Annotated in this window: 19 protein-coding genes; 12 read left to right on the top strand and 7 right to left on the bottom strand. The window is 63.6% G+C overall.

All coding sequences use genetic code 11. The annotated features are described in order from the left end of the window. Positions 1 to 353 (bottom strand): rod shape-determining protein (locus VFW93_RS07345; protein ID WP_329693339.1); only part of this gene is annotated, 353 nt, incomplete at its 3' end. 306 nt (positions 354 to 659) lie between these two features. On the opposite strand from VFW93_RS07345, the gene gatC reads away from it, so the two are divergent. From gatC to gatB, 4 genes are read left to right on the top strand one after another with little or no spacing between them, the layout of a single operon-like run. Beyond that, the gene (gene gatC / locus VFW93_RS07340) at positions 660 to 959 is read left to right on the top strand and encodes an Asp-tRNA(Asn)/Glu-tRNA(Gln) amidotransferase subunit GatC (RefSeq protein ID WP_290645291.1); all 300 of its coding nucleotides are present in this window, start codon (positions 660 to 662) and stop codon (positions 957 to 959) included. Then, positions 956 to 2,449 carry an Asp-tRNA(Asn)/Glu-tRNA(Gln) amidotransferase subunit GatA gene (gene gatA / locus VFW93_RS07335; protein ID WP_329693338.1) on the top strand — a complete coding sequence of 498 codons (1,494 nt, stop codon included), beginning with the start codon at positions 956 to 958 and terminating at the stop codon, positions 2,447 to 2,449. The genes gatC and gatA overlap by 4 nt, the downstream gene beginning before the upstream one ends. Next, entirely contained in the window at positions 2,446 to 3,315 is an 870-nt protein-coding gene (locus tag VFW93_RS07330; RefSeq protein WP_329693337.1) for a metal-dependent hydrolase, read from the top strand. Before gatA ends, VFW93_RS07330 begins: the two co-directional genes overlap by 4 nt. A 5-nt stretch (positions 3,316 to 3,320) precedes the next feature. Next, positions 3,321 to 4,814, top strand: a complete 1,494-nt coding sequence (gene gatB / locus VFW93_RS07325) for an Asp-tRNA(Asn)/Glu-tRNA(Gln) amidotransferase subunit GatB (protein ID WP_329693336.1) — start codon at positions 3,321 to 3,323, stop codon at positions 4,812 to 4,814. Positions 4,815 to 4,849: 35 nt separating this feature from the next. Here gatB and VFW93_RS07320 read toward each other — a convergent pair whose 3' ends face one another. Together VFW93_RS07320 and VFW93_RS07315 are read right to left on the bottom strand one after the other, a co-directional pair. Next, positions 4,850 to 5,641, bottom strand: a complete 792-nt coding sequence (locus VFW93_RS07320) for a hypothetical protein (protein ID WP_329693335.1) — start codon at positions 5,639 to 5,641, stop codon at positions 4,850 to 4,852. 42 nt (positions 5,642 to 5,683) lie between these two features. Then, positions 5,684 to 6,502: an alpha/beta hydrolase gene (locus VFW93_RS07315; RefSeq protein WP_329693334.1), complete on the bottom strand. Its 819-nt coding sequence runs from the start codon at positions 6,500 to 6,502 to the stop codon at positions 5,684 to 5,686. A 215-nt stretch (positions 6,503 to 6,717) separates the two neighbouring features. Here VFW93_RS07315 and VFW93_RS07310 point away from each other — a divergent pair, with 215 nt between their 5' ends. The 3 genes from VFW93_RS07310 to VFW93_RS07300 are packed head-to-tail and all read left to right on the top strand — an operon-like array spanning position 6,718 to position 9,826. Continuing rightward, positions 6,718 to 8,292: a DUF2306 domain-containing protein gene (locus VFW93_RS07310; RefSeq protein WP_329693333.1), complete on the top strand. Its 1,575-nt coding sequence runs from the start codon at positions 6,718 to 6,720 to the stop codon at positions 8,290 to 8,292. A 14-nt stretch (positions 8,293 to 8,306) separates the two neighbouring features. After that, positions 8,307 to 9,386 carry an AraC family transcriptional regulator gene (locus VFW93_RS07305; protein WP_329693332.1) on the top strand — a complete coding sequence of 360 codons (1,080 nt, stop codon included), beginning with the start codon at positions 8,307 to 8,309 and terminating at the stop codon, positions 9,384 to 9,386. Further along, positions 9,383 to 9,826, top strand: a complete 444-nt coding sequence (locus VFW93_RS07300; protein WP_329693331.1) for a DUF2834 domain-containing protein — start codon at positions 9,383 to 9,385, stop codon at positions 9,824 to 9,826. The genes VFW93_RS07305 and VFW93_RS07300 overlap by 4 nt, the downstream gene beginning before the upstream one ends. 21 nt (positions 9,827 to 9,847) lie before the next feature. On the opposite strand, the gene VFW93_RS07295 is transcribed toward VFW93_RS07300, so the two are convergent. Further along, positions 9,848 to 10,774, bottom strand: a complete 927-nt coding sequence (locus VFW93_RS07295) for a metal-dependent hydrolase (RefSeq protein ID WP_329693330.1) — start codon at positions 10,772 to 10,774, stop codon at positions 9,848 to 9,850. A 130-nt stretch (positions 10,775 to 10,904) separates the two neighbouring features. On the opposite strand from VFW93_RS07295, the gene VFW93_RS07290 reads away from it, so the two are divergent. Further along, a complete protein-coding gene (locus VFW93_RS07290; RefSeq protein WP_329693329.1) occupies positions 10,905 to 11,936 on the top strand; it encodes an AraC family transcriptional regulator in 1,032 nt (343 codons plus the stop codon). Positions 11,937 to 11,947: 11 nt separating this feature from the next. On the opposite strand, the gene VFW93_RS07285 is transcribed toward VFW93_RS07290, so the two are convergent. Next, complete coding sequence (locus VFW93_RS07285) at positions 11,948 to 12,646, bottom strand: DUF4124 domain-containing protein (RefSeq protein ID WP_329693328.1); 699 nt, start codon at positions 12,644 to 12,646, stop codon at positions 11,948 to 11,950. A 75-nt stretch (positions 12,647 to 12,721) separates the two neighbouring features. Continuing rightward, the gene (gene pyrE, locus VFW93_RS07280) at positions 12,722 to 13,399 is read right to left on the bottom strand and encodes an orotate phosphoribosyltransferase (RefSeq protein ID WP_329693327.1); all 678 of its coding nucleotides are present in this window, start codon (positions 13,397 to 13,399) and stop codon (positions 12,722 to 12,724) included. A 20-nt stretch (positions 13,400 to 13,419) separates the two neighbouring features. Here pyrE and VFW93_RS07275 point away from each other — a divergent pair, with 20 nt between their 5' ends. Then, entirely contained in the window at positions 13,420 to 14,232 is an 813-nt protein-coding gene (locus tag VFW93_RS07275; RefSeq protein ID WP_329693326.1) for an exodeoxyribonuclease III, read from the top strand. A 69-nt stretch (positions 14,233 to 14,301) separates the two neighbouring features. Here VFW93_RS07275 and VFW93_RS07270 read toward each other — a convergent pair whose 3' ends face one another. After that, positions 14,302 to 15,624 carry a lipase family protein gene (locus VFW93_RS07270; RefSeq protein ID WP_329693325.1) on the bottom strand — a complete coding sequence of 441 codons (1,323 nt, stop codon included), beginning with the start codon at positions 15,622 to 15,624 and terminating at the stop codon, positions 14,302 to 14,304. Positions 15,625 to 16,104: 480 nt separating this feature from the next. On the opposite strand from VFW93_RS07270, the gene nirB reads away from it, so the two are divergent. From nirB to VFW93_RS07255, 3 genes are read left to right on the top strand one after another with little or no spacing between them, the layout of a single operon-like run. Next, a complete protein-coding gene (gene nirB, locus VFW93_RS07265) occupies positions 16,105 to 18,615 on the top strand; it encodes a nitrite reductase large subunit NirB (RefSeq protein WP_329693324.1) in 2,511 nt (836 codons plus the stop codon). Between the two features lie 24 nt (positions 18,616 to 18,639). Beyond that, positions 18,640 to 18,978: a nitrite reductase small subunit NirD gene (nirD, locus tag VFW93_RS07260; protein WP_329693323.1), complete on the top strand. Its 339-nt coding sequence runs from the start codon at positions 18,640 to 18,642 to the stop codon at positions 18,976 to 18,978. Between the two features lie 53 nt (positions 18,979 to 19,031). Next, a complete protein-coding gene (locus tag VFW93_RS07255) occupies positions 19,032 to 20,354 on the top strand; it encodes a nitrate- and nitrite sensing domain-containing protein (protein WP_329693322.1) in 1,323 nt (440 codons plus the stop codon). Positions 20,355 to 20,381 lie beyond the last annotated feature (27 nt).

The following is a 20,381-nucleotide window of genomic DNA, read 5'->3' as shown; positions in this document are numbered from 1 at the left end:
CCGCAGGGCACGCAGATGATGATGCGGGGCGAGGGCTTCAAGACCGAGCGCGGGTGCACCATCTTGATGAACTGCTTGAGCATCTGCTCGGTGACGGTGAAGTCGGCGATCACGCCGTCCTTCATCGGGCGGATGGCCTCGATGTTGCCGGGCACCTTGCCCAGCATGGCCTTGGCCTCGGCGCCCACGGCCTGGATGGTCTTCTTGCCGTTGGGGCCACCTTCGTGGCGGATCGACACCACAGAGGGCTCGTCCAGCACGATGCCCTTGTCACGCACATAGATCAGCGTGTTGGCGGTGCCCAGGTCGATGGCCAGGTCGGTAGAAAAATACTTGCGAAACATTGAATACATGCGACGACGCTCCAGCTCCGGGCCCTTTTCGCCGCTGCCGCCCTGACACAAATGTGCGCAAACTCAAAAACCGGCTCTCCCGGGCTAACGGGGGCAGGCTGGTGCGAGGCGGGACGCTGGCGGGCAAAAGGCCCTGAAACAAGGCGCGCAGCCCGCTCAAACGGCCTGGCTACGCGTTAAAAAAACTCTCCGCGCCACGTTCCGGGCCAATCGGCACAAACGTGACTTGTGGATAACCTAGGATAATACCCCAAGGCCTCGCCCTTTCCGGCGCCGAGCCCCACTCTGTTACCCCTGGATGAAGCCATGGCCCTGACCCCTGCAGACGTCAGCCGTATTGCCCAACTCGCCCGCCTGGAACTCAGCGGCGACGAGCAAGGTGCGATGCTGACGCAATTGAACGAATTCTTCGACATCGTCGAAAAAATGCGTGCGGTCGATACCTCCGGTGTCGAACCCCTGTACACCCCCCTGTCCGCCATCGAGGATGTGACCCTGCGCCTGCGTGAAGACGCGGTCACCGAGCCCAACAACCGCGAGGCCAATATGGCCAACGCCCCCGCTCAGGATGGCGGCCTGTTCCTCGTGCCCAAGGTGATCGAATGACGAGCGCATTGCATGACCTGACGCTGGCCGAGCAGAGCCAGCAACTGGCATCCGGCCAGACCACCAGCGTGGCCCTGACCCAGCATGTGCTGGACCGCGTTGCCGCGCACACTGAACTGGGCGCCTTCCTGCACGTGGATGCTGCGGGCGCCCTGGCTGCTGCCGCCGCATCCGATGCGCGCCGTGCGGCCGGCCAGACCCTGAGCCCGCTCGATGGCGTGCCCATTGCGCACAAGGACATCTTCGTCACGCAAGGCCTGCCCACCACCGCCGCATCCAAGATGCTCAAGGGCTACCAGTCGCCGTTTGACGCGACCGTCGTGGCGCAACTCAAGGCCGCAGGCGTGGTGAACGTCGGCAAGCTCAACTGCGACGAGTTCGCCATGGGCGGCGCCAACGAGAACTCCGCTTACGGCGTGGCCCGCAACCCGTGGGACACGACCCGCATCCCTGGCGGCTCGTCCGGCGCGTCGGCTGTGGCCGTGTCTGCACGCCTGGTGGCCGGCGCCACCGGCACCGACACCGGCGGTTCGATCCGCCAACCTGCGGCACTCACCGGCATCACGGGCATCAAGCCCACGTATGGCCGCTGCTCGCGCTACGGCATGATCGCCTTTGCCTCGTCACTGGACCAGGCCGGCCCCATGGCCCGCACCGCCGAAGACTGCGCCATGCTGCTGCAAGCCATGAGCGGCTTCGACCAGCGTGATGCCACCAGCGCGCAGGAGCCCGTGCCCGACTTCATGGCCGTGATCAACACGCCGCGCGCCGATGCCACCACGGCTCAGCCGCTCAAAGGCCTGCGCGTGGGTGTGCCCAAGGAGTTCTTCGGTGAAGGCGTGAGCGCCGATGTGCTGGCCGCCACGCGCGCCGCGCTGTCGCAACTGGAAGCCATGGGCGCCACGCTGGTGGACATCAGCCTGCCGCGCACCGAGCTGTCCATCCCCGTGTACTACATCATCGCGCCGGCCGAGGCCTCGTCCAACCTGAGCCGCTTCGATGGCGTCAAGTTCGGCCACCGTGCAGCCAAGTATGGTGATCTCAACGACATGTACCGCAAGACCCGCGCCGAAGGCTTCGGTGCCGAGGTCAAGCGCCGCATCATGATCGGCACCTATGTGCTGTCGCACGGTTATTACGATGCCTATTACTTGCAGGCCCAGAAGTTGAGGCGCATGATCGCCGATGACTTCCAGGCTGCCTTCAAGGTGTGCGACGTGATCGCCGGCCCCGTCTCACCCAGCGTAGCCCGCCCCATTGGTTCGCAAACCGACCCGGTGGCCGAGTACCTGGCCGACATCTTCACGCTGCCTGCTTCGCTGGCCGGCCTGCCAGGCATGAGCGTGCCTTGCGGCTTTGGTGAGCATGGCTTGCCGGTGGGTTTGCAGCTGATCGGCAACTACTGGCAGGAAGCCGGTTTGCTGCACACGGCGCACGCCTTCCAGCAAGCCACCGACTGGCACCAGCGCAAACCCGCGAGCCTGTCATGAACACCCCTGCTTCGCCCATCCACTCGGACGGCATGACCGTGCGCCACCTCGACGTGGACATCAGTCAGGGCTTTCCGATCTACTGGAACAACAACGACGCCTACCGTTCGCAATTGCTCAACGGCCTGTCGTTCATGTTCCCGGTGGGCGAGCAGTTCTTCATCGACAGCGTGCGCCACTTCGCCAAGGAAGTGGCGGCGCAAGGCCACACCGAACTGTTTGATGAGATCAAGCTCTTCATCGGGCAAGAGGCCACGCATCGGCACCTGCATCAGCAGTACAACGACCACCTCGTGGCCAAGGGCTACAACCCCTGGGTCGAGCGCACGCTGGCCCGCGTGATCAAGCACACGGCCTTCTTTGACCCACGCACCAAGCTGTCGATCACCGTGGCATACGAGCACTTCACGGCCATCCTCGGCGATGGCCTGTTGCGCTACCCCAGCTGGACCGAAGGCATGGAGCCCACCATGCGCAAGATCTGGATGTGGCATGCCGCTGAAGAGTCCGAACACAAGGCTGTGGCGCTCGACACCTACCGTGCCGTGGGTGGTGGTTATGTGCGCCGTGTGGCCATGTACCTGCTGATCTCGCTGGAGTTCATGTATTACGCCTTCGTGCAAAGCGCACTGATGCTGAGCAAGGACGGCCAGTTCCTCAAACGCAAGACCTGGGGCAGCGCATTGCGCTTCTGGCTGGGCCGTGACGGCATCCTGTGGCATACCGCGCCGCACTGGTTTGCCTTCCTCAAGCCCAGCTTCCATCCCTGGCAACACGACAACCGGGCCCTGGTAGCGCGCTGGCGACAAGACTTCGCCACCACCTACCGGCCCTTGAACAATCAACCTACGCGCCCCCCCGCCTGACGCCCATGAGCTCTCTGTTGATCCGCGGCTACGAAGTCGTCATTGGCCTGGAAACACACGTCCAGCTGTCAACGCAATCCAAGATCTTCTCTGGCGCCTCGACGCAATTCGGCGCCGAGCCCAATACCCAATCCTGCCCGGTGGACCTGGCCCTGCCCGGCACCCTGCCCGTGATGAACAGGGGTGCGGTTGAGCGCGCCATTGCCTTCGGCCTGTCGGTGGGTTCGCACATCGCCCCGCGCTCGATCTTCGCGCGCAAGAACTACTTCTACCCTGACCTGCCCAAGGGCTACCAGATCAGCCAGTACGAGATCCCCGTGGTGCAAGGTGGTTCGGTCAGCTTCTTCGTGGGCGACAAGGAGCACACCGTGCGCCTGGTGCGCGCCCACCTCGAAGAAGACGCCGGCAAATCGCTGCACGATGACTTCATCGGCTTCAACGGCGAGAAGTCTTCCGGCATCGACCTCAACCGCGCCGGCACGCCGCTGATCGAGATCGTGACCGAGCCTGACATCCGCACCAGCACCGAGGCGGCCGAATACGCACGCGCGCTGCACACGCTGGTGGTGTGGCTGGGCATCTGCGACGGCAACATGCAGGAAGGCTCCTTCCGCTGTGACGTGAACATCTCGGTGCGCCGTCCCGGTGCACCTTTGGGCACCCGCCGCGAGATCAAGAACCTCAACAGCTTCAAGCACATCGTGCAGGCGGCTGACTACGAGATCAACTGGCAGATCGACGAAATCGAAGACGGCCGCGCCATCCAGCAGGCCACGGTGCTGTTCAACCCCGACACGGGCGAGACACGCGCCATGCGCACCAAGGAAGATGCGCATGACTACCGCTACTTCCCTGACCCCGACCTGCCCCCGCTGGTGATCTCGCCGGAGTGGGTGGAGCGCGTGCGCAGCGAGATGCCCGAGCTGCCTCGCGTGATGGCCGCACGCTTCGAGAGCGAATACGGCCTGCCGGCTTACGACGCGGCGCTGATGACGCAGTCCAAAGCGTTTGGCGCCTTCTTTGAAGCGGCGGCCAAGGCTTGCGGCCAGGCCAAACTGGTGTCGAACTGGTTGATGGGTGAGGTGTCGCGCCGCTTGAATGCGGCCGAGCAGACCATCGAGCAATCGCCGATCAGCGCTGAACTGCTGGCAGCGATGATCTCGCGCATTGCGGACGGCACGATCTCCAACAACGGCGCCAAGCAGGTGTTCGACGCCCTGTGGGGCGGAGAAGGCACCGACGAGGCAACGGTCGTCGACAACCTCACCCGTGTGGACGATGTGATTGCCGCCAAGGGCCTCAAGCAGATGAGCGACACCGGCGAGCTGGAAAAGATCCTCGACGACATCCTGGCAGCCAATGCCAAGTCGGTCGAAGAGTTCCGCGCCGGCAAGGAAAAGGCCTTCAACGCCCTGGTAGGCCAGGCCATGAAAGCCACCAAGGGCAAGGCCAACCCGGCCACCGTCAACGACCTGCTCAAGAAGAAGCTCGCAGGCTGATGTGACGCGAAGAGGCGGCTTGATGCCGCCTCTGCTTACCGCGCGCCGGCCCGCGAATCGGACTGAATCACCAGCGCCGAGAACAGCGCCATCAAGGCCTGCCCGCCAAAGTACACGATCCAGTTGTAGGCATACAGCTGGAAGCTGGGCACGGCCGGGTCCACGCCGCTGTGCAACCACGATCCAAACAGGATCAGATCCGAGTACGGGATCAGCAAGCCACCGATCAGCACCATCAGGCCACCCACCTGCCACTGGCTGTTGATGAAAAAGCGCATGGCCAGCACAGGCATGGCCACATAGATCGTCATGTTGAACACGAGCGAGCCATTGCACAACAGCGGGTGAGCCTGCACGCCGGGCTCCACGTGCTTCATCCACGCAAACAGATTGAGCGCCGCCACAGGCAAGGCCAGGGCATAGCGCCAGGGACCCGAAGCACCCAGCCCCGCGGCTGCCATCGCTCGATCGTGCCGCCACAGCATCAGCACGTAGATGACATAGCCCACACCAAACAGCAACATCGCCCAGGTCAGCTTGAGAGACACCGGCTCCACACCGCTCATGGCGCCATTGACGTAATCGCCCACCGCGGTGGACGCCATGCCCAGCGCCATCCACCAGGCGTAGCCCGCATGCGGTGATGCGCCCCTGCTCGACAGGTACAAGGCCAGCTGCGAGAGCACCACGGCCGCCATGAAGGCGACATGCAGCCCGTGATAAACCGCATCACTCACGTGCTCGATGCCCGCCAGCAGGTTGACCTCCATGGCGATGGACGCCGCCAGCAGCCCCGCCACCAGTTTGATGTGCTGCTGCGGGCTCATGCTGCACGCCTCCACTCGGCCAACTGCGCCACCCTGCATGCCTCAGCCATACATCACCTTTTCAGTTGAAGAAGCAGACAACCAGTCCGCCACAGCCGCATTGAATTCATCGGCGCCATCCACCATCACCCAGTGGCCCGTGTTGAAACCACGCACCTCGTTGCCTTCGCGACCAGCCAGGCGCTTCAGCCATTGCGGGGAATGGAACATGAACGGCTTCTTGCGCCCATAGGCGTAGAAGAAGGGGCACGTCGGCTCGATCTGGCGCATGGCATCCAGGCCACCAAAAGCTTTCATCCAGCGCATCGCATAGGGATAGTTCATGCCCACATGCACGTGGCGCGGATCGGCCTTGGCCTGCAGCGCCCGCGCCATGCCGCGCGTGATCCCGTTGCCGATCGCCCCGCCGATGCGCCAAGCCAGCGCCAGCGTGATCTGGTAGGTGAACACCATGCCCTTGGCCAAGATGGACAGGGACTTTTGAAACGCCAGCGAGTTGGCATCACCCACGTCAATGGCCACGATGCGGGCCACCCGATCGGGATGCAACATGGCGAATTGATAACCAAAGGCACAGCCCCAGTCGTGCAGCATCAGCGTGACCTTCTGATGAGGGCTGACCGTCTCCACCACCTTCGCGATCACGGCCACGACATGATCCAGCGAGTAGCCACCCTCCAGCGCCATCTTGTCAAAGCCCGGCAGGGTCATCGTGACGCACCGGTGGCGCTGGCTGAAGAAGGCGACCTGGCGATCCCACAGCCGATGGGTGTCGGGCCAGCCATGCAGCATGAGGATGGTGTCGGGCCCTTCGCCCTCGATGAAGACGGGCACACCGGCCATCATTTGCTCACGGGCCATGGCCTGCTCCTTGGAAATTGATCTGTCTGAAGAAACCAGCCTGTATTTCAGCAGCGCCGGCCATGCCTGAAACGCCAATGCTGTGCCCGTCAAGCCGTTTGGCGCCTCGGATCATGGCCCGCAACATGGCGAGTCGGGCACACCATTGGCCGATCAGGTCAAGACGCCGTCCCTAGCATCACGCCATCATCTGCCCGCACCTCGACAGGACCACCATGAGCCTTGCCGCCGACAAACCCATCTCCACCCCAGCCATGAAAGGCGCCTGGCTGGTGCGCGCCATCGCCGTGGTGCTGGCCCTGGCCATGCTGCTGTACGGCATCGTGGCCATCGACACCGGCATCGTGAATTACAAGGGCGCCGGCAACGCCGAGGTGGCCGCCAAGCGCATCGCCATGCAAAGCGCCGCCGAAGCGGGCGACAGCAGCGGATCAGCCGCAGAACACAGCGGCATCGGCTTTGACTTTCTGCGCAAGCACAGTTCGCCGCAATACAGCTTCGGCAAGGAGGGACTGAGCGAGCCGGCCATCCACTACGCCACGATGCCCAAATTCAACGGCATCACCTTGTCCATCCACAACGCACTGGGTGGTGTCTGCATGCTGTTTGGCGCGCTGCAGTTCTGGCCGGCGTTTCGCAGGCGCTTCCCGCTGTGGCACCGCGCCTTCGGTGGCCTCTACATCCTGGCAGCCCAATCGGCCATGATCGCCGCGATGATCTACCTGTCGCGCACGGCCGTGGTCGACATCTATGACCACCTCACCTTCTACGTGGGCCTGTGGGCACTGGCCATCGGCGTGACGGTGACCTTGTGGATGGCGATCTACTCGATGCTGCAAAAGCGCATTGCCCAGCACCAGGCCTTCATGTGCCTGAACTTCGGCCTGCTGCTGACCGCACCCATCCAGCGCTACGGCTGGCTGGCCTTCGGCATGTTCGGCCCGCAGGACATGCGCCAGCTGGAAGGCAACTACGCCGTCACCGGCGTGCTGGTCCCGCTGACCGTGATGATCGGCTACGGCCTGTTCACCATCAACCGCTGGCTGCAGGCTGACCGCTCGGCCGCCTCCGCGCAGAAGGTGGCACAACCCTTTGGCCTGTACGCCAGCGTGGGCCGGCTGCTGGCCATGCTGAGCCCGCTGGTGCTGTTCGCTGCTGGCGCCACCACGGTGCAACACTACTGGCTGCAACCGGGCCTGCAACACATCGAGCATGCTGCGCAATGGATCCCCGCTGGCGTCATCCAGCTGGAAGACCAGGTGATCGTGGCGCAAACCGCCACGCGCCAACTGTTCACGATCGCCACCTTGCTGGGCCTGATCGCCGGGGCGCACCTGATGTGGACGACCTTCGTGGCCAAGGCCTCACCAGCGCGCTACATGGGCCTGAGTGCCTGGGCACTGGCCGCTGCAGGCGCAGCTGTGGGCGCGGTACTGGTGCAATGGGGCGTACAGATGGGCCTGCCCAGCTTCGCCACGATCGCCGGCGGCGCCATCTACCTGTTTGGCGGCTGCGTGACGCTGATCCTGTCGGCACTGCTCACCTTTGCCCTGGCCACCCGGCGCCACGTGTGGGTCAAGGAATGGGGCGTGTTCGTCGTGGCCTGCCTGGTGGCCACACCCAGCTTCTACTGGGCACTGCCCATGATCGGCGCGCAACCCATCGCCGAGCAGTTCGTTCAGGAAGGCCATGTGTTCCGCATGGCCAGCTATGGCGAGTGGCTGATGCTGATGGGCGCCTTTGTGTACGCGCTGTTCAGTGAAGCCACGCACAGTAAACTGGCCCGCTAAACAAGCATCGGCACATGGTGAGTTCAGACCGCATCCTCAAGAGCCTGACCTTCCCCATCCAGTACCTGGAGATCGGGGAGGCGCTCGCCCGCGAACTGCATCAGGACGTGGAGGAGCTGTACCGCTATTGCGGCATCGACCTGCCCCGCCCCTTCATGCCCTGGCAGACCATCAATGGCCTGCAGATGCAGCGCGCACTGGCGCATTTCCTGGCCCAGTGCCCACCCGGCCCGCCGCCGCTGGTGACCTTCATGGCCCACTTCCCGGTGACCACGCACGGCCCGGTCGGCATGCTGGCTATCACCTCGGCCAACCTCGGCGAGGCCTTGCAAGGGGCGCTCAAGTACTCGTCACTGGTGATGCCCGCCTTCGACATGCGCCGCCACGATGTGGGCGACGAGACGCACGTCATCATCGAGCGCAAGTACGACTTCGGCCCCATCAACGACTTCTTCACCGAAACCGTGGTGATGGCCCCGCTGAAGATCATGCCCTTCCTGACCCGGCCGGTATCCGGCGGCACGGTCTACCTGATGCACAGCCCCATGGGCGATCCGGCGGAATACGAAGCGGCCTTTGGCGTGAAGTTCGTGTTCAACGCACGGCAGAACAAGTTCGTGCTGCCCAGGCAGGATCTGAGCATCCCCTTGATTGCCCCCAGCCGCGCTTCGCACCTGCTGATGAAAGCCACGCTGGAGCAGCAAAGCCAGGCGCGCCAGGACATGAAGCCCACGTCCAGAGAAGTCAAGCGCCGCCTGCAGACCGCCGTTCGACAAAAGCAGTTGCTGGACGCTGACGCCCTGGCCGAAGTGCTGGCCATGTCGCCTCGCACCTTGAGCCGACGCCTGAAAGACGAAGGCACAACCTTGCCGCAATTGCGCACGGAGGTCGGCATCGAATACGCCGAGGTGCTGCTGCTGGAAACCGACAAACCCATCGCGCAGATCGCCCACGCAGCCGGCTTTGCCGATGCCGCGGCCTTCACGCGCGCCTTCAAACGCGCCACCGGAAAAACCCCGTCGCAACTGCGTGGCGGCACCAGCAGCGCAGATACACCCATCCAAACCACATCCACACAAGGATCCGACACATGACCAGCAGGCAGTCCGCCTTGTGCGTTTTCTACGCCCTGATCGCCGTGGCCGCGCTGACCGGCACGGCCGCACAACTCAAGCCCTATCTGTCACTGGGCATCGTGCAGGGCAATGTGCACTTCTGGCAGGACACGCTGGTCAACGCCGCCAGCCGCTTCATCACGGTCGACATCATGTTCGTGTTCGCCGTCGTGTGGCGCTGGATGCTGACCGAGGGCCGTCGCCTCAGGATGGGCGGCTATTTCTGGTACCTGCCCGCATCGCTGTTGATCGCCTTCAGCGCGGCACTGCCCGTGTTCATGATCCACCGTGAAATCGCCCGCAGCCGCTTGAACCCGGCCGAGGTCGATGACACCGGTGCCGCAGGCGCCTTCAGCGTGATGCTGGTGACGGCAGTCGCTTTGGCCTACACCTGGCGCGCGCTGTCTGCGGTCATCTGATCTGCTCCGCGCACCAACCCATTACCACCGCCCCGCCGCCATGGCGCCCGCACGCACGCCCTGTGAACGCGCCATGTAGGCCAGGGCCTCGGCGGTGTCACCCTCGTCAACCGGCTCGTAACGCGGTTTCAGGTAACGCAACTCCTCCTTGAGGAACCAGCCGATGCCGGGCAGGAAGCCCGCCTTGCCTGCGCAGTGCCATTGCCGCCAGAACGACAGGCTGAAGGGCCCCGCGCCACGCCCCTTGAAGGCCGGATCCTGACGCACGATGTGGTCCACGCCTTGCGCATACACGTACAGGAACCAGGGGATCCAGATCAGCTTGTGCACCCAGCGCGTGGCGTAGTGGCCACCCAGATGGCGATACAGATCGAAGGCCACGCAACGGTGTTCAACCTCTTCGGCGCAATGCCAGCGCAGGATGTCCAGCACGGTGGTGTCGGCCCCGACCTCATCCCAGCGTTGGTTGCGCAGGATGTACTGCCCCACCGTGCAGGTGGTGTGCTCGATGTTGGCGATGATGCCCAGGCGGAAGATCAGCCATTGCCGCGCCAGCCACTTGGGCAGCGGCCGACCATAGGGCTCATCCGACAAGGGGCCTTCCTGAAACAACCAGGTCACGCGGTCGATGAAGCTTTGTGTCTCGATGCCATGCGCGCCCAGATAGTGTTTCGACGCACCCTGATGAGATCGTGCATGCACGGCCTCCTGTCGGATGAACGCCTTGACATCTTCAGCGAGGCGCTCGTCGCGCACCAGCGGCAAGGCCTGGTTGAACAGCTTGCAGAACCAGAACTCGCCAATGGGCAACATCATGTGCAACTGGCTCAGAAAATGGCTGGCAAAGGGCTGCTCGGGGATCCAGTGCAAGGGCACGTCGGACCAGTCGAACTGCACCTTGCGAGGTGCCAGGTGGGTCGGTGAAGTGGAACCGGTGGGCGCATTCATGGCAGGCAGGTCAAGCTGTACTTGGGGCAAGAAGTGACAGCCCTCAGCGTAAACAGCGCCACCCTCGGCGAGAATGGCGCAAGCGGCCCAAACTTGACATTTGAGGCCACGCTTTGCCATCAGCCACGCCATGTCCGCCACTCGCCCGCCCTGGGACTTCCCTCGCAACATCGCCAGCACACGCATCCTGTTCGGCCTGGGGCGTGAACATGGCTTGAGCGCGCGCGACTGCCTGGCAGGTACAGGCCTGAACGAGGCGCAACTGGCCCAGCCCGAGCGCATGGTGGAGGCCATCCAGGAGATGCAGGTCGCCCGCAACCTGCTGCGGCACCTGGGCCCCGACATCGGCCTGGGCCTGGATGCCGGCTTGCGCTACCACCCCACCACCTTCGGCATCTGGGGCTTCGCCCTGCAAAGCAGCCCCAGCGCATGGAAGGCGGTGGAGGTGGGCATCCGCTACATGCGACTGACCTGCGCCTTCTGCCAGCCCGCCACGGCCGCCACCGCCGACGAGGCCTTGCTGATCTGCGAAGACAAGGACGTACCTGACGACGTGCGCGACTTCTTCGTCGACCGCGACAGCACCATGATCCTGCAACTGCAGCGTGACGTGCTGCCCATGCAGTTGCCCCTGACCCGGCTGGAACTGCGCCGCCCGCGCCCCACCTATGCCGACCGCATTGCCGCGCTCTACGGGCATGAACCGGTTTTCGAGCAGGCGCACAACCGGGTCGGCATCAGCCATGAACTGGCGCAATGGCCCCTGCCGCAGGGTGATGCCGCCGCCCTCAAACTGTGCGAGGACGAATGCCAGCGCCTGTTGACTGCGCGCAAGCTGCAAGGCGGTCTGGCTGGCCGCATCCGTGATCAGTTGATGATGCACAGCCGCAGCATGCCCACCATGCAGCAGGTCGCCGAATCGATGCAGATGAGCGCGCGCACCCTGCGACGCCGCCTGGCCCAGGAAGACGTAGCCTTCGAAACCCTGGCCGAGGACGCCCGTCGCGTGCTCGCGGAAGCCTTGCTGCAGACCACGGACATGCGTGTGGAAGACATCGCCGAGCGTCTGGGCTACGCCGAGCCCTCGTGCTTTTCACGCGCGTTCAAACGTTGGAGCGGCCTGTCCCCCCGCCAGTTCAGGCAGGCAAACTCGCCCTTCTAGCCCGAGCAGCCTCAATGTGGCGATGACGGCGTGGCCACCGGACCTGATCCCGGTGCCGCGCCAGACCACAACCTGCGCAAGCGCGCCAGTTCGGCGTCATACAAGGCATTCACGCGGGCGATTTCAGCCGTCTGTTGCGTGATGATGTCCTTCTGAGCCTGCTGCTGCGCCTCATTGGCCTCCAGCCTGGTCTTGAGCTTGCCCGGCAGGCGCTTGCCCTTGTAGAACTCGGCGTCGTCCAGCAAGGGCTTGCGGTCTGACTGCAGCTCCTTGAGGTGCAACTCGGACGCCTCGATGCCCCGGCGCAATTCGTCGATCACGGCCTCACGGGCCTTGTTGTGCGCGGCCTCATTGGGGTAGCGCAACATCAGGTTGCGGTCACGCCGGATGGCGTCCTTCTGAGCCGCCTCCGCCAGCGCCTTCTGGTGCTGACGCTCCTCCGCCAGTGCACGCTCTTCCGCGTTCATGCGCGGCGGCACCGTCTGCTTCTGGGAGCCATCCTTGTTGAGCACGCGCTGCTCACGGTCCAGACACTCGGGAATGGGCCGATCCGAGGTGTGCTTCTTGCCGGAGGAGTCCACACAGGAATAGATGCCGGCTGCGCCCCAGGACGCCGACGCCAGAGCGAGCAGGAAGCCACACGCCGCAACCCGACGCACCACCCCCTGGGTGATGGCCCTGCGATCAAGTGCTCCCAACTCAAACTTCATCGTGACTCCGTTGCGCGGCGTGTACGTGCACGCCCCTGTCTGACCGGTCAATTGTCGATATTAGATCCAAACGGTTCAGACGCCGTAACGTTGACGATAAGCCAGCACCGCAGGGTGAAAGGCCGTCAGGGCCGGATCGGACTGTGTCTGCAGATACTGCAGCAAATCGCCCAGCGTGGCGATGGCAACAACCGGCAAACCGTAATGTTGTTCCACCTGCTGCACCGCGCTTTCTGCTGCGTCCTGGCCATTGGCCGTGGCCTTTTCCTGACGATCCAGTGCGATGGTGACGCCTGCCGGCCTGGCTCCGGCCTTGAGGATCAGGTCGATCGACTCGCGCACCGAGGTACCGGCAGAGATCACATCGTCGATGATCAGCACGCGGCCCTGCACGGGAGCGCCCACCAGGGTGCCGCCTTCGCCGTGGTCCTTGGCTTCCTTGCGGTTGTAGGCAAAGGGCTTGTTGTGCCCCAGGCGCGCCAGTTCGATCGACACGGCCGCCGCCAGGGTGATGCCCTTGTAGGCCGGGCCGAACAACATATCGAACTCGACGCCGGACGCGATCAGCCGACGTGCATAGAATTCAGCCAGACGGCCGAGCTTGGCGCCGTCATCGAACAAGCCGGCGTTGAAGAAATAGGGCGACAGGCGCCCCGCCTTGGTCTTGAATTCCCCGAAACGCAGCACCTTGGATTGCACTGCGAAGGCCACGAAGTCCTGGGCCAACGTGTCATTGGAAGAGGTGTTGCTCATGATTGATTGGGTATTTCGTCGTGTTTCGTCTGGTCTCACTGAACCTCAACGGCATCCGTTCTGCCGCCACCAAGGGCCTCGTGCCCTGGGCTGAAACCATGTCCGCCGATTGTATGGGCGTGCAGGAGCTCAAAGTTCATGTCGACGACATGCCCGAGCCTCTGAAAGCCTTCGCCGGCATGAACGGCCACTTCCATCATGCAGAAAAGAAGGGTTATTCGGGCGTGGGCCTGTACACGAAGCATGAGCCGTCGGACGTGATCATCGGGCTGGGCGGCAACGACCCCAGCGGTGAATTCGACCCGGAAGGCCGCTACGTGGAGCTGCGCTTTGACAAGCCCGGCCGCAAGCTGTCGCTGATCAGTTGCTACTTTCCCAGCGGCTCCAGCTCGGAAGAACGCCAGGAAGCCAAGTACCGCTTTCTCGACGTCATCCAGCCCCACCTGGCCTCCCTGCGCGGCCAGCGCGAGTTCATCCTGATCGGCGACGTCAACATCGCCCACAAGGAAGCCGATCTGAAGAACTGGAAAGGCAACCTCAAGAACAGCGGCTTCCTGCCCGAGGAACGCGCCTGGATGACCAGACTGCTTGATCCAGCCGGTGACACACGCCTGGTGGACGTCTACCGCACCCTGCACCCCGACACCACCGACGAGTGCTACACGTGGTGGAGCAACCGCGGCCAGGCACGCGCGAAGAACGTGGGGTGGCGCATTGACTACCACCTGGCCACGCCCGCCCTGGCTGAAACCGCGCGGGCAGCCAGTGTCTACAAGGACAGCTGGTTCAGCGACCACGCGCCACTGACGGTGGATTACGACTTCCAGATCTGAAGTCGAGCACTGGATGACGAAAGGGGCGACCAAGTCGCCCCTTTTCCATGTGTGAAACGCGCCTGCTGATCAGGGGTTGTACACGATCGGCGTCAGCGGGTTGCCCACGGCGATGCTGGAGCAGTTCTGCGGTGCGGCCTTGCCGGCAAAGCGGTCGTTCACCCAGGCCGTGGCCCATGGCAGCCAGTTGGCGATGCTCAGGAAGTGGCTCGAACCCCATTCCTTGTGCTGCACCGGCACGCCCTTGGCGCAGTACTCGCGAGCCAGCGTGCGAACGTCACCAGCCAGCATCACGCCGTCACCCTTGCCCCAGATCGGGGAAACCTTGGTCAACTCCAGGGTGCCGCCAGTGCCTTGCCCGATCTGCAGCGGAATGGCGGGCGTGCCACCCGTGCCCATGATGACCTTGTTCACTGCCATCACGTACTCGGGGATCTTGGTGCGATCCTGGAACTCGGGCTTGACGAGGTCTTTCCAGGTTACCTTGCTGTACTGACCCAGCACATAGGCGATCGAGGCCTTCTGCATCCTGTCAAAGACTTCCAGACCACGCGGCGTCAGGTACTTCTTGATGTCGATCTCGTAGGAGCGAGACACGCCCAGAACCGCCATCGGCATCACACCACCCCAGATGGGCGCGCCTTCGACGTAGGTCAGGTTGTGCTCAGGGCTCACCAGGGTGCCGCCGAAAGCCGCACCGATCAGGTTGTCGCTCAGATCAGGGGCATAGCTGGGTGCCAGTTCGGCGGCCCACTCGGTGGCAATCGCACCGCCCGAGTAGCCCATCATCACCACCTTGGCGCTCTTGCTCAAACCGATCTGCGACGAATTGAAAGCGGCACGGATCGAATCCAGCGTGTTGTAGCCATATTCAGGACCGGCGGCGAAGTTGGCCTTCTGACCTTCGGTATCAGAGATGATGACCGTGTAGCCATTCTTCACATAGGAGCCAAACAGCACGGCTTCAACAGCAGGCAGGACCTCCGGCAGGCGGGTGCCGCCAGCATAGGCGCGCGAGGGAGCATCTTCCGGATTCAGCGAGTCATAGAACGACTGGTACGAAACGACCTTGTTCTTGTTGGCGCAACTGACCTTGCTGCAGTCAGGCGTGAAGATCGTTGTCACATTGGCGGCTGGACGCTGCAAGGCGTCAGTCGAGCGGTAGACGATCTGGGTAGCCTGGTACGACGTCTTGATGCCGGCGAGGTAAGCCGTGATCGTGCGGCTCTTGAGAACGGCACCGGGCGCGGCGGCAGCCAGTTGAGCGCTGTCCGTGTACTGGAAGAAGGGATCTGGCGTGGCGGCGTGGGCAGCGCCTTGCACCATCAGTGCAGCAACGGCGGTCTGAGCGGCGGTCAACAGCAGGTGTCGGGCGCTGGGGCGAAATGGCATCAATGTCTCCTGGCATCATGTGTACGATATTCGTTAAACAACGCGAGGTACACTACTCGGTTGCCTTGAAAACCCTTGTCACGGGCTTTTGATGCGCCATCGTGCACGTGCAATGCACCCCATCACTGTCCGGAACCTGACAGATCCAGGGTTTGTGATAACGGTGGTTTCCACAATGGCGGGACGGCGGTTGCACTAGAGCAGCCCGCCTCACGACCAAGCGACGGGCACAAGCCCGGCTCGGCGACACCTGCGCACCATTTCGGTGCAGAAACATCGCAAAAACGCTGGCACACCGATTGCATGACTATCTGCGTACCGCAGGTATCGTCGCCTTGGTGCACGCTTTTTGTTCTCCGCTAACGACGGCGGAATGCAGTCAGGGCCACTTCACGGTGGCGCGATCTGACTGTTCTTTCATTGGTTTCGGCTTGCCGGCATTGGCTGGGCGAGCGCACCTCTACCGTCGCAGGAGTTCACATGAAGATCGTCGTCGTTGGTCATGGCATGGTTGGCCACAAGTTCCTCGAAAGCCTGGCCGAGTCCGGCCTGAAGGATGCCGAGGTCACGGTTCTGTGCGAAGAACCTCGCCCCGCTTACGACCGGGTCCACCTCTCCGAATTTTTCTCCGGCAAGACGGCTGAAGACCTGTCCCTGGTCGAGCCCGGTTTCTTCGAGCGCACCGGTTTCAAGCTGCGCCTGGCCGCCAAGGCTGTGTCCATCGAGCGCCGCACCAACACGGTGACCACGGCCGACGGCGAAGAACTGCAGTACGACAAGCTGGTGCTGGCCACCGGCTCGGTGCCTTTCGTGCCCCCCGTGCCCGGTCGTGACCGCAACAAGTGCTTCGTCTACCGGACCATTGAAGACCTCGAAGGCATGAAGGCCGCCGGCGCCAAGTCCAGGAACGGCGTGGTGGTCGGCGGCGGCCTGCTGGGCCTGGAATGCGCCAAAGCCCTGCGCGACATGGGCCTGGACACCCATGTCATCGAGTTCGCACCGCGCCTGATGGCCGCGCAAGTGGACGAAGGCGGTGGCCGCATCCTGCGCCACAAGATCGAAGCGCTGGGCCTGCATGTGCACACCAGCCACAGCACCGTGAAGATCGTGGATGGCGCCGAGCACCTGCACCGCATGGTCTTCGAAGACGGCAGCCACCTGGAAGTGGACATGATCGTGTTCTCGGCCGGCATCCGCCCGCGTGATGAACTGGCGCGTCAATGCGTGCTGGCCATCGGCCCGCGCGGTGGCGTCGTCATCGACAGCGAATGCCGCACCAGCGACCGCAACATCTACGCGATCGGCGAATGCGCCTCGTGGAACGAGCAGACCTTCGGCCTGGTCGCACCGGGCTACGACATGGCCCGCGTGGCGGCCCGCCACATTGCCGGGCTGGATGACGTGGCCTTCGTGGGCGCCGACATGAGCACCAAGCTCAAGTTGATGGGTGTGGACGTGGCCAGCATCGGCGACGCCCACGGCAAGACCCCGCACAGCCGCGCCTTCCAGTACATCGACGAAGTCAAGCAGATCTACAAGAAGATCGTGGTCAGCGAAGATGGCAAGAAGCTGCTGGGTGCCGTGCTGGTGGGCGATGCCGCCGAATACGGCACGCTGCTGCAAATGGCGCTCAACGGCATCACCCTGCCAGCCGATCCCGAGTTCCTGATCCTGCCCTCCAGCGACGGCAAAGCCAAGCCCGGCCTGGGCCCCGATGCCCTGCCCGACAGCGCCCAGCTGTGCTCGTGCAACAACGTGACCAAGGGCCAGATCTGCAAGGCCGTGTCGGAAGGTGTCACGTCCATCAGCGAACTGAAGGCCTGCACCAAGGCCGGCGCCACCTGCGGCGGCTGCGTGCCGCTGGTCACGCAGGTGATGAAGCTGGAGATGAAGAAGCAGGGCATGGCGGTGAACAACCACCTGTGCGAGCACTTCCCCTACTCGCGCCAGGAGTTGTTCCACCTCATCCGTGTGGGCCAGATCAAATCGTTTGACGACCTGCTGGCCAGGCACGGCAAGGGCCTGGGTTGCGACATCTGCAAGCCCACGGCCGCCAGCATCTTCGCCTCCTGCTGGAACGAGTTCGTGCTCAAGAAGGATCTGGCCAGCCTGCAAGACAGCAACGACTACTACCTGGGCAACATCCAGAAGGATGGCACCTACTCGGTGGTGCCCCGCATGCCCGCCGGTGAGGTCACGCCTGATGGGCTGATTGCGGTGGGGCAGGTCGCCAAGAAGTACGGCCTGTACACCAAGATCACCGGTGGCCAGCGTGTGGACCTGTTCGGCGCACGCGTGGAGCAGTTGCCCGCCATCTGGGAAGAACTGATCGCCGCCGGCTTCGAGTCGGGCCATGCCTATGGCAAGTCGCTGCGCACGGTCAAGAGCTGCGTGGGCTCCACCTGGTGCCGCTATGGCGTGGGCGACAGCGTGGGCCTGGCCGTCGAGCTGGAGAACCGCTACAAGGGCCTGCGCGCCCCGCACAAGATCAAGTTCGGCGTCTCGGGTTGCACCCGCGAATGCGCGGAAGCGCAAGGCAAGGACATCGGCGTGATCGCCACCGAAAAGGGCTGGAACCTGTACGTGTGCGGCAATGGCGGCATGAAGCCTCGCCATGCCGAGCTGTTCGCCTCCGACCTGAGCAAGGAAGAGCTGATCCGCCTGATCGACCGCGTGCTGATGTTCTACGTGCGCACCGCCGACCGCCTGCAACGCACCAGCACCTGGCGTGAAAACCTCGAAGGCGGCCTGGACTACCTCAAGGACGTCATCCTGAAGGACAGCCTGGGCTTGAACGCCGAACTGGAAGCCCAGATGCAACTGGTGGTGGACACCTATGCCTGCGAATGGAAGGCCGCTGTCAACGACCCGGAAACCCGCAAGCGCTTCCGCTCCTTCGTCAACAGCGACAAGGGCGACGAGCACATCGTGTTCGTCGAAGAGCGCGGCCAGATCCGCCCGGCTCGCCCTGAAGAACGCGCCACGGCCTGACCCCCGCATCGAGGAATCACCATCATGACCACCGACACCCAGACCTGGACCGCCGTGTGCGCGGTCGACGACATCCTGCCCAACACCGGCGTGTGCGCCCTGATTGACGGCCAGCACGTGGCGCTGTTTCGCGTCGGGCAAGATCAGTTTTTCGCCATCGACAACATCGACCCGAAGTCACAGGCCAGCGTGCTCTCGCGCGGGCTGGTGGGCAACCTGGGCGAGCACATCGTCGTGGCCTCGCCGCTGTACAAGAACCACTTCGATCTGCGCACCGGCGCCTGTCTGGAGTCGCCCGAGCACTCGGTGCGCGCCCACGAGGTACGTGTTGAAGAAGGCCGGATTCTGGTGGCGATCGACTGACAGCGCAGGGGCATCTGACGGACAATGATGGCCTGACCATCGTCCGCCTGCCCATGTCACTGTCCGTCTCACAACTTGTTCTGCGCGCCAAGCAACTGGAAATCGATGCCGTCGGGCATCTGATGGGCCGCGTCGAGCTGGTGGATGCCATCGGCCAGCTCGTGCATGCCTTGCAAAGAGAACGTGGTGCCACCAGCATCTTTCTGGCCTCTGGCGGCCAGCGTTTCGAAGAGGAACGGCTGACTGCACTCGCGGCAGCCCAACCGATAGAGGCCAGCTTGCGTGACCTGCTGGCCCGGCAACTCGAGCCCGCGCAGGGTTCGACCGCGCGCATGCTGTCCCTGATGGCCTGGGTGCTGCTGGATCTGGACGCGTTGGCCGAGTTGCGCCTGCGCATCGATCAGCGCCAGCCCAGTGCCCATGAGGCTGTTGCGGCCTTCAGCAGGCTGATCGCCGGCATGGTGGAGCTGGTGTTCCATGTGGCTGATGCCGCAGCATTGCCCGGCATTTCTCGCCTGCTCGTGGCCTTTGTGCATCTGGTGCAGGGCAAGGAAGCCGCCGGGCAGGAGCGTGCCGTGGGCGCGCAACTGTTCGCATCCGGCACCAGTGAGGAGGCCGAGCAACAGCGCATCGTCCACCTGATAGACGCGCAGGAACGCAGCCTTGGCGTTTTTGAAGAATTTGCAGAACCCGCCTTGCGCACCCGTTGGCAACAGCATCAGCTGACGCCAACATGCGCGCAACTGGAGCGGCTGCGCCGCACCCTGTGCACGGCCAGACCAGGCGCCAGGCTCGACAGCAGCCTGAGCGCACTCTGGTTCGACATCACCAGCGAACGCATCTCCGAGATGTGGTCACTGCAGATCGAACTGGTGCAGTGCCTGCGTCAGGCCTGCGAAGCCCAATTGACTGCCACACGCCAGGATCTGCAGGATTCCGAAGGCCTGCTGCAACGCTTGCGCGACAACCCGCCGCCACATACCCACGCGGTCGACCGCTTCTTCAATGCCGCAGAACAACCCGATGCGGCACCGGTGTTGCCCAGCATGCACGAGGGTGCGGCGGCCAGTTCGGCCAACACGGCCCATGAAGCTCAGGTCTCTTCGCTGGTCGAGCTGCTGCAGACGCAGTCGTCAAGGCTGGCCAGCATGGAGGTCGAGCTGGATGCCGCGCGGCGCGCCCTGCACGAACGCAAGGTGATCGAGCGGGCCAAGGGCGCCCTGATGTCACGGCTGGGGCTCAGCGAAGAGGCGGCCTTCCGCTCTCTGCAGAAGGCCTCGATGGACCACAACCGCCGTTTGCTGGATGTGGCCGAGGCCACGCTGGCCTTGCCGGACGTCTTCTTCACAGGGCAGGCCGGTACAGCCAGGAAATAAGCCAGACCCGAGTGGCGTCGCGGACTG

It is taken from the genome of Aquabacterium sp. (assembly GCF_036279675.1).
In the GTDB taxonomy this organism is placed as follows: Bacteria; Pseudomonadota; Gammaproteobacteria; order Burkholderiales; family Burkholderiaceae_C; genus Aquabacterium.
Note: the sequence above shows the minus strand (reverse complement) of the source record. Positions and strands in the feature narration are given on the sequence as shown.

Bases quoted from the DNA above. Each gene is read 5' to 3' on its own strand.
- VFW93_RS07310 (WP_329693333.1), top strand. From the start codon at position 6,718: ATGAGCCTTGCCGCCGACAAACCCATCTCCACCCCAGCCATGAAAGGC.
- VFW93_RS07300 (WP_329693331.1), top strand. From the start codon at position 9,383: ATGACCAGCAGGCAGTCCGCCTTGTGCGTTTTCTACGCCCTGATCGCC.
- nirD (WP_329693323.1), top strand. From the start codon at position 18,640: ATGACCACCGACACCCAGACCTGGACCGCCGTGTGCGCGGTCGACGAC.
- gatB (WP_329693336.1), top strand. From the start codon at position 3,321: ATGAGCTCTCTGTTGATCCGCGGCTACGAAGTCGTCATTGGCCTGGAA.
- VFW93_RS07290 (WP_329693329.1), top strand. From the start codon at position 10,905: ATGTCCGCCACTCGCCCGCCCTGGGACTTCCCTCGCAACATCGCCAGC.
- gatC (WP_290645291.1), top strand. From the start codon at position 660: ATGGCCCTGACCCCTGCAGACGTCAGCCGTATTGCCCAACTCGCCCGC.
- nirB (WP_329693324.1), top strand. From the start codon at position 16,105: ATGAAGATCGTCGTCGTTGGTCATGGCATGGTTGGCCACAAGTTCCTC.
- VFW93_RS07285 (WP_329693328.1), bottom strand. From the start codon at position 12,646: ATGAAGTTTGAGTTGGGAGCACTTGATCGCAGGGCCATCACCCAGGGG.
- VFW93_RS07320 (WP_329693335.1), bottom strand. From the start codon at position 5,641: ATGAGCCCGCAGCAGCACATCAAACTGGTGGCGGGGCTGCTGGCGGCG.
- gatA (WP_329693338.1), top strand. From the start codon at position 956: ATGACGAGCGCATTGCATGACCTGACGCTGGCCGAGCAGAGCCAGCAA.
- VFW93_RS07330 (WP_329693337.1), top strand. From the start codon at position 2,446: ATGAACACCCCTGCTTCGCCCATCCACTCGGACGGCATGACCGTGCGC.
- VFW93_RS07295 (WP_329693330.1), bottom strand. From the start codon at position 10,774: ATGAATGCGCCCACCGGTTCCACTTCACCGACCCACCTGGCACCTCGC.
- VFW93_RS07270 (WP_329693325.1), bottom strand. From the start codon at position 15,624: ATGCCATTTCGCCCCAGCGCCCGACACCTGCTGTTGACCGCCGCTCAG.
- VFW93_RS07315 (WP_329693334.1), bottom strand. From the start codon at position 6,502: ATGGCCCGTGAGCAAATGATGGCCGGTGTGCCCGTCTTCATCGAGGGC.
- pyrE (WP_329693327.1), bottom strand. From the start codon at position 13,399: ATGAGCAACACCTCTTCCAATGACACGTTGGCCCAGGACTTCGTGGCC.
- VFW93_RS07255 (WP_329693322.1), top strand. From the start codon at position 19,032: ATGTCACTGTCCGTCTCACAACTTGTTCTGCGCGCCAAGCAACTGGAA.
- VFW93_RS07305 (WP_329693332.1), top strand. From the start codon at position 8,307: ATGGTGAGTTCAGACCGCATCCTCAAGAGCCTGACCTTCCCCATCCAG.